Genomic DNA, 14,599 nt, shown 5'->3' with positions numbered 1-14,599 from the left:
ATGCTTTATATTACATATGGTAATGCGATTCCATTAACTGTTGGTGTCCATAAAAAGGTTAATAATCAAGTTGAAGTTTTTTCAAAATATTTTTCCAATGTTTATTTAATGAAAGTAGCATTTGGAATTGCATATCTATATTTCGAGGGTACTGTGATAGAGAAAAGGCTCGCCTTAGATACTAGAACGCAATTGGAGTGTGCTAAAGAGTGGATAAGGGAAAAGGCATTACATTATGTATATATTCGAAATAAACCGCCATTAGAAAAAGAGGTTATAGATTTCTTCAGTGCTATGAAAAACGATGGTGTGAAGGTATTAATGGAGTTTCCTAATTATCCAGTTGAAACAGAAATAATAAATAGACCACTACTTGCAGAAGATTTTTTAAACCGTCCTTATTTAAAAGATAATATAAAACTAGTGACTACATTTTCTGAAACTAATGATATTTATGGGGTTCCGGCAATTGTTCTTCATAATGGAGTTAGTTTGAAAGAAGAGAAGCAAAGAAGTGTTAGGGTAAGAAGCAAAGAAATACATTTATTGTCGGTGGCTACGATGATGAATCATCATGGTTACGAACGTCTATTAGAAACATTATTTAAGGGAAAGATGTCGGACTCCGGATATACAATAAAGTGTAAACTTGCTGGTGAAGGAAAAGAGGTTGAAAAGTATAAATCTTTAGTTCATGAATTGGGATTAGAAAATGACGTATTTTTTTGTGGAAAGAAGACAGGAAAGGAATTAGATGATTTATATGCATGGGCGGATATTGGTATTGGTGCATTAGGCATGTATAAATGTGGATATGATTCTGCGTCTCCAATTAAAACCAAGGAATACTGTGCAAGAGGTTTGCCATTTATATATGGATATGATGATATTGGATTTTCCGGAGAGGAAGAATATACCAGAAGAGTATCTAATTCAGATGAGGATATTGATGTCAATGTAATAATTGATCTCTATGAACAAACTGTTGGCCGTCAAGAAGTGATTGATGAAATGCGTGAATATACCATAAAGTATTTTACGTGGGATGTAGTTCTAAAACCTGTAATAGATTTTTATTTGGATGAACCACAGGTATAAATGATTTAAGTGAGGCATCATTAAGAATGAAAAAACCGATAGCTATATATGGAGTTGGAGTGATAGCTGAAAAAGTGATTGATTCACTTATGAGAAGTTTTGATATTATCTGTGTGGTAGATGGTAATCCTAAAAAAGCGGGAACATTATGGCATGGATTTTTAGTTGAAACACCGGATTCTTTGAGAGGTTTTTGCTATGATGTGGTTGTTACAGCGGCTGATAAGTATTTTTATGAGATAACCGAAAAGTTGCTACATATGGGTGTTTGCAAAAAAAATATATATCGGATACAGCATCAACAGTATGACCAGAAAGAGGAACTGTTATCTTATGAGTATATTTACGGGGGTGCTGGAAAAACTGTTAAGAATTTAGAAACACGGCCTGTTATGAATATAGTTATGATTTTTTGTGCCTTTTATTCAGTTTATACTATTAGATTGGTGAAAAATGTAAAAAGGCAACATCCTGAAATCAAATTTGGTGTATTTTCAAATTCTGAACGTTATGAGAATGAACTTGCAGGAATGGTAGAAGAGTTTTATGTTTATCATTCTTATGAAGAATTAGAGAATATACTGAGTGAAATGCCTAAATATACTGTGTTTCAATTTTTATGGATTGAAAACATATGGGTTGTATATAGAAATTATTTACGCAGTAAGTGTGAAAAGATGAATTTATGCATAGGAGGTAGTGATTTTTATAAATCTAGCTTAACAGAATTGGAGTATAAAAGAAAACTAATAGAAGTTGCTGATAGAATTAGCGGGGAAACAGATGATATAATAAATGATTTTTTGAAAGTTTACCCAGAAAAAGAAAATAGTATTGAAAAAGTAAATTATGGAGTAGATGTTTTAAGAACTATCGATTGCGTAGATGAGCTTAAGGTAAATATATTTAAACGTGTCAAAACTATTCCTAACGATAAGATAATTATTACATGTGGGTATAATGCTGGAGGCAGTCAGCAACATGGTGAAATGATTCGTGTATTGAATATGTTAAATACTGAAATTCTTGATGGTTTATTCTTGGTATTTCCGATGACATATCCTGAAAATCAGAATGAGTATATAGAAAAAATTGAGAATGAGTTATCTCAGAGTCGTTTGAATTATAAGATATTGCGAGATTTTATGGACGATGACGAAATGGCTTGTCTGGCAAAAACAACTTCCATTTTTTTGAATGTTCAGAAAACTGACCAGTTGAGTTCAACAATGTTGGAACAAATGTACGCTGGAAGCATTGTCGTCACGGGAAGATGGCTCAATTATGGAATGCTGAGAAACAATGGATTTAAATTTTGGGAAATTGAAAATATAGATGATTTAGCAAAGGTTCTTCCTAAAATTGTATATAATCTTGACAAATATAGTGAAGACAGCAAGCACAATAAGAAATTGGTTTATGAAATGTCATCGTGGGAAAAGGTCTCTTATAAGTGGTTGAATTTGTGGTTTAGATAGAAAAACTAGAGAGGTGTAAATATATGAAGTTTGCATTGATAGGTTGCGGAAGGATATCGCCTAATCACATTGCTGCAGCACAGGCGAATGAATTAGATTTTATTGCTATGTGCGATATTGATGAAAGTTGCATGGAAGATAAGGCATTAAAATTCAGACTTGGAAATAACGTAAAAAGATATACAGACTATATATTTATGCTTGAGGAAGAAAAGCCCGATTTGGTTTCCATATGTACTGAAAGTGGTAAACATGCCGCTATTGCATTGGAATGTATAAAACGGGGGGTTAATTGCATAATTGAGAAGCCAATTGCATTATCCATAAAAGATGCGGATGCTATAATTTCGGCGGCGATAAAAGAACATGTGAAGGTGTGTGCATGTCACCAGAATAGATTTAATAGATCAGTTCAAATTATAAGGGAAGCAATAGATATGAATAGATTTGGGCGTCTATTTTATGGTACTGCGCATGTTCGTTGGTGCAGAGATCATGAATATTATGATAGAGCTTCTTGGAGAGGAACATGGGAGCAGGATGGTGGAGCTCTTATGAATCAGTGCATTCATAATATCGATCTGCTTAGATGGATGATGGGAAGTGAAATTGATGAAGTTGTTGGAATGACGGATCGACTTAGTCATCCGTACATTGAGGCTGAAGATTTGGGAATAGCACTTATTAAGTTTAAGAATGGAAGCTATGGAATTGTTGAAGGAACAACAGATGTATATCCAAAAAATCTTGAGGAAACTCTGTATATTTTTGGAGAGAAGGGAACGGTAAAGGCTGGTGGGCAGTCTGTTAATGTTATTGAAGAGTGGAACTTTTCAGATATGTTGGATGATCCTGTCGCAGTAAAGGAAAGATTCCATGAAAATCCACCTTCAGTCTATGGATTTGGCCATAAACCATTATATGCAGATATGATTCACGCGATAAAACAAGATAGACAACCATATGTCAATGCAGTTGAGGGAAAAAAAGCTTTGGAATTGGTTTTGGCTATATATAAATCTGCTGCAACGGGAGAGATTATTAAGTTTCCTCTTAAAGATTGTGCAACTATTGATTTTAGAGGAAGGTTTGGAAAATGACATTTGAATTTAGGGATTTACATAGGCAATATGTAGCAATAAAAGATGAAATTGATTGTAGAATTCAGTCTGTAATTGATAAAGCTTCATTTATTCATGGCGAAGAAGTATCTGAATTGGAGAAGTTGTTGGCTGAGTATGTTGGCGTTAAACATTGTATTACTTGTGCAAATGGAACAGATGCTTTAGAACTAGCGTTAATGGCATGGGGGATTGGTGAAGGAGATATCGTTTTTGTACCGGATTTTACGTTTTTTGCAAGTGGTGAAGTCGTTTCTGCTGTTGGGGCTGTTCCGGTATTTGTAGATGTTGATAAAGAAACATATAATATGAGTCCTTGTGCGTTAGAACGAATGATAGTGCAGGTGGAATCAAGCAAAGGACGACCAAGAGCTGTTATTGCTGTTGATTTATTTGGGCAAACTGCAGATTACAATGAGATACGGAAAATAACAGATAAATATGATTTATTATTATTAGAGGATGGCGCGCAGGCATTTGGGAGCAAATCATGTGGAAGAAGAGCATGTTCATTTGGAAATATATCAACAACAAGTTTTTTTCCAGCTAAGCCATTTGGGTGTTATGGAGATGGAGGAGCTGTATTTACTGATAATGATGATTGGGCGGAGCTTATTAGATCATATTGTGTTCATGGCAAAGGGAGCAATAAATATGATAATGTTAGGATAGGGATGAATTCGAGGCTAGATACCATACAAGCTGCAGTTTTACTTGCAAAGTACAATCAATTTGAAAACTATGAATTAAATTTTATACAAGAACTGGCTGTTGATTATAACTCCAGATTAGAGGGGATAGTCGATATTCCTGTTATAAATGAAGGAAATTTTTCAAGTTGGGCTCAGTATACTGTAAAAGTTAGAAGCAATCATGAGAGAGAAAAACTAGTCTCGGATTTAAAAAAAGCAGGTATTCCAACAGCTGTTTATTACCCAAAGCCAATGCATAGTCAGTTAGCTTTTAGGGAGTATAAGTATAGTGATAATAATTATCCTAATGCAAATAGCTTGTCAAGCACAGTTATTTCGTTGCCATTTCATCCATATATGAAAGAAAATGAAGTTGAGTTGATTGTTAAGGAAATTAGAAAATCGATAGGAAGATAAGATGGATTTTTTTGTTCATGAGAGTAGCTATATAGAGGAAAATGTTGAAATTGGAAAAGGAACGAAAATATGGCATTTCTGCCATATTCAAGCAGGAGCAAAAATTGGAGAAAATTGTTCTTTGGGGCAGAATGTTTATGTGTCTAGCAATGTGAAAATAGGTAATGGCGTAAAAATACAGAACAACGTTTCAGTTTATGAAGGAGTTGAGTTAGAAGATAATGTTTTTTGCGGACCTTCATGCGTATTTACTAATGTTCTTATTCCTAGATCAAAATTTCCTAAGGGCAAAGATAATTATAAAAAAACATTAGTAAAAAATGGAGCTTCGATTGGTGCAAATGCAACGATTATATGTGGGCATACTATAGGGATAGGTGCAATGATTGCGGCTGGAGCAGTTGTTACGTCTGATGTGCCTGATTTTGCTTTGATGGTAGGAGTGCCAGCTAGACAAGTGGGGAGTGTAGATATGGAGGGGCAGATTATAAGTAGGATTAAATAAATATCTTATTTAAGATGCTGATATGTATACTTTTGTAGTCTTAGCATGAGTGTTTGTTAGGAGATGGTTTCAAAAGATTTGAGAAATGATAATAATGAAATCCTCATTCATAGTGATTACCACTATGACTATAATATGTATCCTGTACATTCCAAAAATAAAGAGAGAGCACATAGGATAGTTAAGGAGTATAGCTTGGGCAAAATAAAACTGTGGGGTATTTGGAAAGCTTAGCATTGTTAAGCGGGTGCAAATGTGTAGCGATGGATTCTGTAGGTCTTCAAAGAGAGGCTTTTTTGCCCAAAAAAGTGTGTTACTGTTTTAGATTTTGCTGTTTGGCCTGAAACACTTGTGGATGGCAGAAAAGTGTTGGGATCACCTTATGAAAAGGATTTTTTGGATAAGATATGTGAGGAACAATTTATAAACGAAAAATATTGTCCATTTGGTGATGGACATGCTGCGGATGTGATTATTAATGGGATTACGAATATATTATAGTTTTTGTCGTCTTTTAAATGTCTATAGGCTATTCTAATTGTGAGGATTATAAGTGTGAATAATTATTGGGACCCTTTTGAGTACAATAAACTAAAATTATTGCTAAATCCAGGGAAAGTTGAATCTATATTAAAAGTTAGTAAAGGTGAAAAACAATACGATGATTTGTTTCCAATAAGTATTGATTTACATCTTACTACTGCGTGCAATTTGAAATGTTCATGGTGTACAGATCAACTATTGATGAAAAAAGTGTCAACTATGGCAACGGAAAAGGCGTACTCTTTATTGGACGAATTTGCCGCTCATAATACTGGAGTGACATTGGAGGGCGGTGGAGAGCCGACTTTACATCCACATTTTTCTGAAATAGTTGATTATGCTTTTAATAAAGGAATTTGTTTGGGTTTAATTACAAATGGAGTAAGAAATATTGATAAAGATATTTATAAGTTTCGGTGGGTAAGGGTATCATTGGATTCGTGCAATGAAAAACAGTATTTACAGGAAAAAGGAAAGAATTATTTCTCTGAAGTTTTGAAAAATCTATCCAATTTTTCAAAAGCAAGAAATCCGCAGAAAACATTTTTGGGTGTGGGGTATGTTATTACAAAGAGAAATATGGAGTATTTAGAAAAACTGATTGATGAGTTGGATGAAATAGGGGTGGATTATATATATTTTAGGCCAGTTGAAGAGGCAGAGGATATTCTGCCATCTGTGGAAGAAATGCTCAATCTAAAGAAAGATTTATTAAACTGGACAGAAGGAAAACGAATAAAGCACCTTATAAACATTTATGATCGTGTGGTTAAAAATAATAATCATTTACCTTGTGTAGCACATTCTTTGACGTCGATAATTCATGCAGATGGTACGGTTAATCTTTGCGAGAAAAGAAGGCATGATGAAATATGCTTGGGTAATGTGAATGAGACGTCATTCGAAGAACTATGGAATTCGGATATTCGTAGACTGGCATCAAACAAACTTTTATGCGCAGATTGTCAAAATGGATGTGATGTATGTAGGGTAACAGGTTTTAATGATGTTTTTTACAGATTACAAAATATTAATACTAGTCAGTTTATATGAATGTTAGGAATAGAGTAGCAGGAGGAAGATATGGTAATTCCATTTGATGAAGAGTGTAGGAAAAGATATTATGGCTTATTAGACAAAGTATTTGATTCAAATATGTGGTCAGATGGTAAGATGCAAAGACAATTCGAGAGCATGTTTGAAGAATATTGTGGATTGGGGAGTTGTGCAGTATCTAGTGGTGGAACAGGGCTAATAACAATTTTGGATTACATTGGTATTGAAGGAAAAGATGTTGTTGTACCAGCAAATACGTTTTGGGCTACTGCGCAAGCGGTAAAAAAATGTGGCGGTAATGTGGTATATGCGGATTGCAACAGAGATGATTTGTGTCTTTCGTTAGAATCTTTGAAAAATGTTGTGACACCAAATACTAAGGCAGTAATTGTTGTACACATTGGTGGACATATCGCCTTTCAGATAGAGAAGATAAAGGAATTCTGCAATCAAAATAGCATTTATCTGATTGAAGACTGTGCCCATGCGCACGGAGCAGACTGGAATGGGAAAAAGGCTGGTTCCTGGGGATTTGCAGGAAGCTACAGCTTTTATGCTACAAAAACACTGCCGTTGGGAGAAGGCGGTATGGTTGTTAGTAGTAACAAAAAATTTATTGAATTTGCTAAGAAATATCGCAATTATGGCAAAGAAGTGATAGAAGGTCACGTGACATATCCAATCAAGAATGGATTCAACTATCGAATAAATGAAATGACCGCAGCGTTAGGAATTGTTCAGATGGAACAATTTGATAGGATACTTGAGTGGAAAAGGTGTCTTGCAGAAAAATATGATAAGGTGTTCGAAAATCGTGTGCACTTCCCGGAAGGGATGACTTCTGGATATTATAAATACATAGTTTTTGATTATGAATTGACAGAAGTAACAGGTCAGGTGTTTGGTTATGATGATTTAGGATACAGAATTGAAGGTAAGAGCATAGAATTACCGAATAGTGAATGGGTAGTAAAACATCATCAATGTGTTCCTATTTTTTATGGCTGGGATAAAGCGGAACTTGATTCTGAAGAACTTAGAAAGTGCCTTGTGAGGTAATGATAAATGAATGAATTGATGAGTGTGATAATTCCAATCTATAATGTGGAACGTTATTTGGAGAGGTGTTTGAACAGCGTAATCAATCAATCGTATAGGAATCTTGAAATAGTTCTTGTAGATGATGGTTCAACAGATAAATCTGGCAAGATATGTGATGACTATGCTTTTAAAGATGATAGGATAGTAGTTATTCATAAAGAGAATGAGGGGCTTGTTAGAGCAAGAAAAAGTGGATTAGAGATAGCTCGAGGAGAGCTTATTGGCTTTGTTGACGGGGATGACTATATAGATTCAGATATGTATAGTTCCTTGAAAAATAATATGGATAAGATCCAGGCAGATATAGTTAGTTCGGGATACATTATTGATGGCAGAGGCATTTTTAATAATAGGAGTAACCTGTATGAAGTGTCAGCTAATAATCGAGCTTCTTTGATAACAGAAAGGATAAACTGTGCTGATGATGCTATAATTGCTTCACTATGTGTGAAACTATTTAGGAAAGATATTATAAAAAAAACATATGTGATGGTTCCTGATAGTCAATCGTATGGTGAGGATTATATCTGTTTTTTGGCTTGCCTTTTGTTTTCAGGTAAGATAAGCGTTATGAATAAGGCTTTTTACCACTATACAGTTCGTGAAGATTCTATATCACATAGATCATTTCCAGACATGATAATGAATGAGGCTTCTTTGTGTGGAACTATGAATCGATTACTGATGGCAGAGTATAGGGGAGAAAACTTTAATGAAACTATCGATAACAGATTATGTAAATTTTTATTAACTGAGATTAGTCATTTAAAACATAAAACGGATGACTGTTTTAATAATCAGCTATATTCATTTCCGAAAGTTGAAATGCTGAAAAACCACAAAATAGCATTATATGGAGCTGGTAAGGTTGGACAAGACTATTATATCCAAATTTCTAGATATAATAATTGTCATATTGTCTTATGGGTAGATATGAATTGGGAAAATTATGAGTTTGATTATTGTGAAGTGGTTAATCCAAAGGAACTATTAAGTGAAGCATATGATTATGTAATAGTGGCTATTAATCAGAAAAGTGTTGCGGATGAGATTAAAGGTGCGTTAATTTGTGAAGGAATTAGTGAGAATAAGATTATATGGGAAAAACCAAAACATAATTTCTGATTAAAATCAGTAAGATATAGAAATAACTTTTTGGGAAAGAATTCATTCTTTATTGGAATAGCGAGAATCTAATAATTTTAATACGTGATATCAAAATATCATTTTACTGGTGGATGATAAAGATAGGAGTATGCGACCATATGGAAAACAACATAACAACATCGCTATTTCATTATACAAACAGTATTGATGCATTAAAAGGAATAATATCAGAAGGATTATTTGCTAATTATTGTGCTGAAAAGTTTTCATTCAACAGTCAAGAGGAAACAGTTGGTGTTCCGATGATTAGTTTTTGTGATATCCCCTTGAAAAGAATAGATGGATTTACTGAGAGATATGGTAATTATGCTATTGCATTATCAAAGGATTGGGGATTGGAACATAGGATAAATCCTGTGTTTTACGCGGCTAATGAAGATGTTATAGCAGGTTTGTGGTTTTGGCGTAATTATACACAAAAGATTAAAGATGATCTTGCAAAAGTTGGGAGTGATGGCAAGAAAATATCATTTAGCCTAGAGGCAGGTCCTATTCCGGGACTTGCAGATTTTTTTAATTATGGAAATGCAAAAGAAGCAATGCTTATTTTTTATGCGTTAATCAAAAAGTATGAAAGTGAGCATAAGGGAACTATGCAGACTAATTACATAGAGAGCGAATGGCGCTATGTTGTAAAAGAAGATGATAATATAAAATGGCTGTGGGGAGAAGATTCCTATAGAAATTGGCGAGGAGATGGAAAGCATAAACCAGAGCCATCAAATGAGTTAAAGAAGAGAAGGCTAGGATTCTCGGCCTCAGATATAAAACACATAATTATTAAAGATGAAATTGAGCGTACAATTCTTATAGATTGGATGGGTGATTTAGCAAGTATTGGCGGTGGAAAGATTTTAAATGATGATGATAAGAAATTGCTCATATCTAGGATTAACTCAATGGAAGAAATAAGAATGGATTATTAGTGGCTGTTTTTTTCTATGAACCAATTAGGAATCATGAGAGATTGTTTTTGGGAAATAATTGTATTTGCTCAATAAAGAATGTATTCCGCTAAAAAAATCCTCGTTGAATTTATGATTGTCGCAACGTAAAGTGGCGGTTGGTATTGATGATCTTAATGCTGATAGCAGCTGCTTCCTTAAAAATGGAGCTTTTTTATGTTGACGGTTTTAAATTAAAGAGAAAATGCCTTAAAGATATTCCTTGAGGCAAATTGATAAGATATTTGCTTGGCGTTATTGACATGATATATTACAAGCGGTCTTTCATCGTAACAATATACGATGGAGTTTGCCTTTATAACTGACATATATCCAAAGAAGAAATCATTACAATTAGAGAGAGTTTGGAAATATAAGTTGTTTTCTGTTATGAAAGATCTTTTATACATTTTGTTCCATGGAACAGGCATCCAAAAACTAAACGCATCTTCACCAAGTTCTTCTAGTGAAAAGACACGGTCAGTAATACCGCTAATTCTTTTGGAGCGGATAGGACTTGTTTCATTATTTGAGGTGTCAAGCATTAAAAGATTACAAACACAGACGTCTGCGTTTGCTTGATCTAGGGTATTGGACATGGATAGAAGAAGGTCATTATGAAATAAATCATCGGAATCTAAAAAGATAATATATAGTCCTGATGATTTTTGGATTCCGAGATTTCTACATTCCGCTGCGCCAAGATTGTGGTCTTGACGAAAAAGTTTAAATCTTGAATCGAACCTGGAAAATGTTTGCTCTGTAGAAATGGTCAGTTCATCAGTTGAGCAATCGTCAATCATTAGTACTTCGAAATCTTTTTCTTTTTGTCCCAATAGGCTCATAAGAGTTTTATAAAGCTGCGGACCGGTATTGTATATTGGCATTATGACAGAAATTTTTGGCATAATCTTTTTCCCGAGGATTTGTTAATATAATAGTAAATGGGTTTACGGAATTTGCTAAACATAATTATATCAAATTGCAATTGTTGATTGCAAATAAGTATACATGTGCATATTTAACATAACAACAGTAAGGTGGCTTAAATGACAATTAGTGACAGAATTTTTCAAGTTTTAGAAGAAAAGAATATATCGCAGAAAGATTTTTCGATATTGACGGGAATACCGCAAAGCACAGTAAGCGATTGGAGAAAAAAAGGAACTAATCCTGCTGCGGATAGGATTATGATCATCTGCAAAGTTTTAGAAGTGAGCCCGGAGTGGCTTCTTTCTGGCATACAGGCAGATGGAACCAGAGGCAATCAGTTGGATTGGTTTGTTATTGATAGAAAGTCAGAGGTGGGGCAACTAATCGAGACATATAATAAACTTAAGAACAACCAAAGAATAAGGCTCCTGGCTTATCTGGAAGGTATTTTAGGAAAATAATTTACAAAATCCGTAAAATGGATATAATTTTAATAAACACTATTTTGATCGTAGGTGTCAAGAAATAGGAAGGAAGTTATGAAAGAGATAAATGAGTAATAGTTATAAAAATGTACCTGATGAAATGTGCGTTATGATAGATAACTTACCAATAGAACAACCTATAACAGGGATAGTATATAGAGTATCCAAAAGTGGAATAATAGATGAAGGAACATTTGACAATACATATTGTGAAATGTTAAATGGAACTACGGGATTAAAAAAGGACTTAAGTGAACCAGGGACTTACTCAACATCTGTATATTTAACTCCGGATAGTTGTTTCAAATTTATTAATTTTTTGGCGAAGAAACATAGAGATAAGTATCCATCTCCTGCTGTCATTTTTGGAGAAATATGCTATTCTGACGGAAGAGCACAGCTTACTACTGAACGAATACAGAATTATCCGGAACCTGTTCACGTGGATTGGTGGATTTATACAGGGAAAGAATCTGAAGTGGCTAAGAGATTCAATTATTATGTTGCAGGTGAATAAAGATGTTTGAAAAATTTAAGTTTTTAGGAAAAATGAGTATTGAACGTGTTCTTTTTAGTTTTGAAAATGAGCCTATTGTATTTATATGTAAGAATAAGAGTGGTATTAGATATATCTGCATAAATACGGGTTATGGATATGAGCCTAGTTGGCTCTTGGCTCGATCGTCAAAAAGAACAATAATTAAAATGCTTAGGGATGAAATCTCTGTTTTAGAAGCTATGGCAGAGTCTTTATATGATATTGTCTTTATCCATGAAACTGAAGGTGAAATAAGGTGCGAACGATTACCTTTTACATCAATTGATGAAAAAGAACTACCAGATGCAAATGAAAAGCTTCAAAATGGAAATATTTCAGATTATATCCAACAATTGGAAAATGAAGAAATATCAAAGGACTATGTGTGTAGTAGAAAAGAAAAAATGATTATTAATGAAGTATTTACAGCCCCTGAAAGCTCAATTATTGATTATGATAATTATTGCAAATCTAAAAAAATGGGCCAAATAAAGAGTTTTATCGAATATGCAGAGGGATGAGATGAAAGTTTTTTGTCAGAATTTAATTATTAATAGAATAGTTTTTGAAAGAAATATGAAGGAGATGGACAATTCAGGAATCGAATTGAGTATCGTTCCCAAGGTGGCTCAAAATCGAGATGAGAACAATAAAAGAGTTAGGTTAGAGACGGAGATAATTATAGGAGAAAAAGGAAAGACTTCGTTTTGGTGTGAGATGAATATTATTTCGATTCTTAGCTGGAGTGGAGAGACACATAATTTTGATGAAGAGATTATAAGATTAGGAATTCCCTATGTTATGTCCTTTGCTAGAGTAAAGGTGATTGAATTATGTCAGCAAGCGGGTGTGAAGCCGGTCTATTTGCCAGAACTGGAGTAGACAGTGGTGACAGGCACCAATGTCGTGGTTTGCACTTCACTTATGGAATGCTTGCCAACGACAGCAATTGAAGGTTTTATGCATAAGTGTGTTGTTATTGTACCAGATACTGCAGGCATTTCAGATTATATTGAAAACGGGAAGAATGGATTTATTTATAAATGTAACAATAAGGAAGCGCTCGCAGAGTCTATAAAATATGTAATCGATAATCGAGAAGCTATGGCTGAAGTTAAGGAAGAAGCTAGAAAGACTTACGAAAGATTTTTTCAATACGATTCATTGAGAAAAGCGTTTCTTAAAGAGCTGTCAATAAAAGAATAGTTAGTTAATGTTCAGAGGTAGCAGGAAGCGCTACGCCGCTGACTGCGTAAGAATATGATTCAGGAGTGAGCGCATTCCTCGCCGTAGGCGAATTGGAATGAATGCGCGAATTCGTTACTGGAGAGAGCTGCAGCGAGTGAACAGTAACAATAGTTATACAATTTGTGTACATTGAAATTATGATACTTTACATGAGCAAATAAAAGTGGTATCGTAGCATCTGTAATTTTCTTCATACGTGGTATTCAGGCAATTCGCCAGATTATTCCCAAAAGTTGAATGGATTATATGATGTGATGGTATGAAGTATTTCTTGAATTTCATTTTTGCTTCATTTTTCTTTTTCCATGTATGTTGGAAGTTGCAAATAAGACAACATACGGAGGAAAATGTATGGAAGTAATTTATTCAGATACTGCCTACGATGACGCTTTCAGAACTATGGAAACAGAATGTGATGATCTTGTTATTCCATTTGTGAATCATATGTTTGGAGAGAAGTTTGATAATACGGCAGTAATCAAAAGATTAAGAAATGAACACTTTATTGAAAAAGAAGATGGCTCTGAAGAAAGGCGTGTCACTGACTCACATTTTGAAATAATATCATCGGAGATTACAAAGAGATATCATTTGGAATGTGAGAGCAAGAAGTATGATGGTACTATTCTTGTGAGAATTTTTGAGTATGATGCTCAAGTTGCAATTGACGAGGGAGATAGGAATATTGAGAGGCTACGTGTGAAATTTCCTAATTCTGGATTACTCCTTCTAAGAAAATCAGGAAGAGCACCGTCAAAAGCCTCTATCGAAATGGAGATGCCTGATGGGAATGTGGCATCGTATACAGTACCTATTATCCAAATGTCAGATGTTACTTTGGAAGAGATTTTTGTTAAAAGGCTGTATCTTTTGATTCCGTTTTATATGTTTAATTATGAGGAAAGATTAAAATAAATACGGATGAAGAAAAGTTATCATCGATGTTTAATGAGTATAGAAATAAAATGTACCCTATAAGGTGGACATTTAAGACAAAGGGAATAAAAGTTCAGTCTGCATCAAACGATGTTATGATGAACTGTAAAACTGCTTGATGGATCCACATTTACATACAATGTCAAAGGGGTAAAATCCCTGATTCTGGACAACTGGATGAGGGGAATGATTCTGGACAATGGACATTGTATAGAAGGTAAAAACCCATATTTGTGTACAGACTAAGCATGTATACAATCCCATTTCATGGACGGTAGAAACTTGTATGAAATCCAGTTGAATGGACACCTAAAGATGGTTTATTACAGCACAGAAA

At 34.2% G+C, this 14,599-nt stretch carries 16 protein-coding genes; 15 read left to right on the top strand and 1 reads right to left on the bottom strand.

Going from position 1 to position 14,599, the window contains the following annotated elements:
• The 9 genes from BM086_RS17615 to BM086_RS17575 all read left to right on the top strand — a co-directional run bounded on the left by BM086_RS17615 (position 1) and on the right by BM086_RS17575 (position 10,104).
• Complete coding sequence (locus BM086_RS17615) at positions 1 to 1,098, top strand: glycosyltransferase (protein WP_175560354.1); 1,098 nt, start codon at positions 1 to 3, stop codon at positions 1,096 to 1,098.
• Between the two features lie 26 nt (positions 1,099 to 1,124).
• Positions 1,125 to 2,576 (top strand): glycosyltransferase family 1 protein, encoded by a 1,452-nt coding sequence (locus BM086_RS17610; RefSeq protein WP_092330337.1) that lies wholly within the window; start codon positions 1,125 to 1,127, stop codon positions 2,574 to 2,576.
• A gap of 23 nt (positions 2,577 to 2,599) precedes the next feature.
• Positions 2,600 to 3,676, top strand: coding sequence for a Gfo/Idh/MocA family protein (locus tag BM086_RS17605; RefSeq protein ID WP_092330333.1), 1,077 nt, complete (start codon positions 2,600 to 2,602; stop codon positions 3,674 to 3,676).
• A complete protein-coding gene (locus BM086_RS17600; RefSeq protein WP_092330329.1) occupies positions 3,673 to 4,806 on the top strand; it encodes a DegT/DnrJ/EryC1/StrS family aminotransferase in 1,134 nt (377 codons plus the stop codon). The genes BM086_RS17605 and BM086_RS17600 overlap by 4 nt, the downstream gene beginning before the upstream one ends.
• A gap of 1 nt (position 4,807) precedes the next feature.
• On the top strand, positions 4,808 to 5,311 hold the full coding sequence (locus BM086_RS17595; RefSeq protein WP_092330324.1) for an acyltransferase: 504 nt from the start codon (positions 4,808 to 4,810) through the stop codon (positions 5,309 to 5,311).
• Between the two features lie 555 nt (positions 5,312 to 5,866).
• Positions 5,867 to 6,907: a radical SAM protein gene (locus tag BM086_RS17590; RefSeq protein ID WP_141107779.1), complete on the top strand. Its 1,041-nt coding sequence runs from the start codon at positions 5,867 to 5,869 to the stop codon at positions 6,905 to 6,907.
• A 30-nt stretch (positions 6,908 to 6,937) separates the two neighbouring features.
• Positions 6,938 to 7,969: a DegT/DnrJ/EryC1/StrS aminotransferase family protein gene (locus BM086_RS17585; protein ID WP_092330317.1), complete on the top strand. Its 1,032-nt coding sequence runs from the start codon at positions 6,938 to 6,940 to the stop codon at positions 7,967 to 7,969.
• Positions 7,970 to 7,975: 6 nt separating this feature from the next.
• Positions 7,976 to 9,136, top strand: a complete 1,161-nt coding sequence (locus tag BM086_RS17580) for a glycosyltransferase family 2 protein (protein ID WP_092330313.1) — start codon at positions 7,976 to 7,978, stop codon at positions 9,134 to 9,136.
• Between the two features lie 140 nt (positions 9,137 to 9,276).
• Positions 9,277 to 10,104: an abortive infection system antitoxin AbiGi family protein gene (locus tag BM086_RS17575; RefSeq protein WP_175560353.1), complete on the top strand. Its 828-nt coding sequence runs from the start codon at positions 9,277 to 9,279 to the stop codon at positions 10,102 to 10,104.
• 212 nt (positions 10,105 to 10,316) lie between these two features.
• Here the strand turns inward: BM086_RS17575 and BM086_RS17570 are convergent, their stop codons facing one another.
• Positions 10,317 to 11,030: a glycosyltransferase family 2 protein gene (locus BM086_RS17570; RefSeq protein WP_092330304.1), complete on the bottom strand. Its 714-nt coding sequence runs from the start codon at positions 11,028 to 11,030 to the stop codon at positions 10,317 to 10,319.
• Positions 11,031 to 11,171: 141 nt separating this feature from the next.
• Between BM086_RS17570 and BM086_RS17565 the strand changes: the two genes are divergently transcribed.
• The 6 genes from BM086_RS17565 (at position 11,172) to BM086_RS17540 (ending at position 14,241) form a co-directional block, all read left to right on the top strand.
• A complete protein-coding gene (locus BM086_RS17565) occupies positions 11,172 to 11,516 on the top strand; it encodes a helix-turn-helix domain-containing protein (RefSeq protein ID WP_092330300.1) in 345 nt (114 codons plus the stop codon).
• A 91-nt stretch (positions 11,517 to 11,607) separates the two neighbouring features.
• Complete coding sequence (locus tag BM086_RS17560; protein WP_092330296.1) at positions 11,608 to 12,057, top strand: hypothetical protein; 450 nt, start codon at positions 11,608 to 11,610, stop codon at positions 12,055 to 12,057.
• A gap of 2 nt (positions 12,058 to 12,059) precedes the next feature.
• On the top strand, positions 12,060 to 12,599 hold the full coding sequence (locus tag BM086_RS17555) for a DUF6575 domain-containing protein (protein WP_092330291.1): 540 nt from the start codon (positions 12,060 to 12,062) through the stop codon (positions 12,597 to 12,599).
• Positions 12,586 to 12,960 (top strand): hypothetical protein, encoded by a 375-nt coding sequence (locus tag BM086_RS17550; RefSeq protein WP_141107778.1) that lies wholly within the window; start codon positions 12,586 to 12,588, stop codon positions 12,958 to 12,960. Before BM086_RS17555 ends, BM086_RS17550 begins: the two co-directional genes overlap by 14 nt.
• 6 nt (positions 12,961 to 12,966) lie before the next feature.
• A complete protein-coding gene (locus tag BM086_RS17545) occupies positions 12,967 to 13,284 on the top strand; it encodes a glycosyltransferase (RefSeq protein WP_092330285.1) in 318 nt (105 codons plus the stop codon).
• Positions 13,285 to 13,677: 393 nt separating this feature from the next.
• Positions 13,678 to 14,241, top strand: a complete 564-nt coding sequence (locus BM086_RS17540; RefSeq protein ID WP_092330282.1) for a hypothetical protein — start codon at positions 13,678 to 13,680, stop codon at positions 14,239 to 14,241.
• Positions 14,242 to 14,599 lie beyond the last annotated feature (358 nt).

Source organism: Butyrivibrio sp. YAB3001 (assembly GCF_900112195.1).
Taxonomy (GTDB): domain Bacteria; phylum Bacillota; class Clostridia; order Lachnospirales; family Lachnospiraceae; genus Butyrivibrio.
The sequence above is the reverse complement of the archived record's forward strand: the minus strand, read 5'-3'. Positions and strand labels throughout refer to the sequence as shown.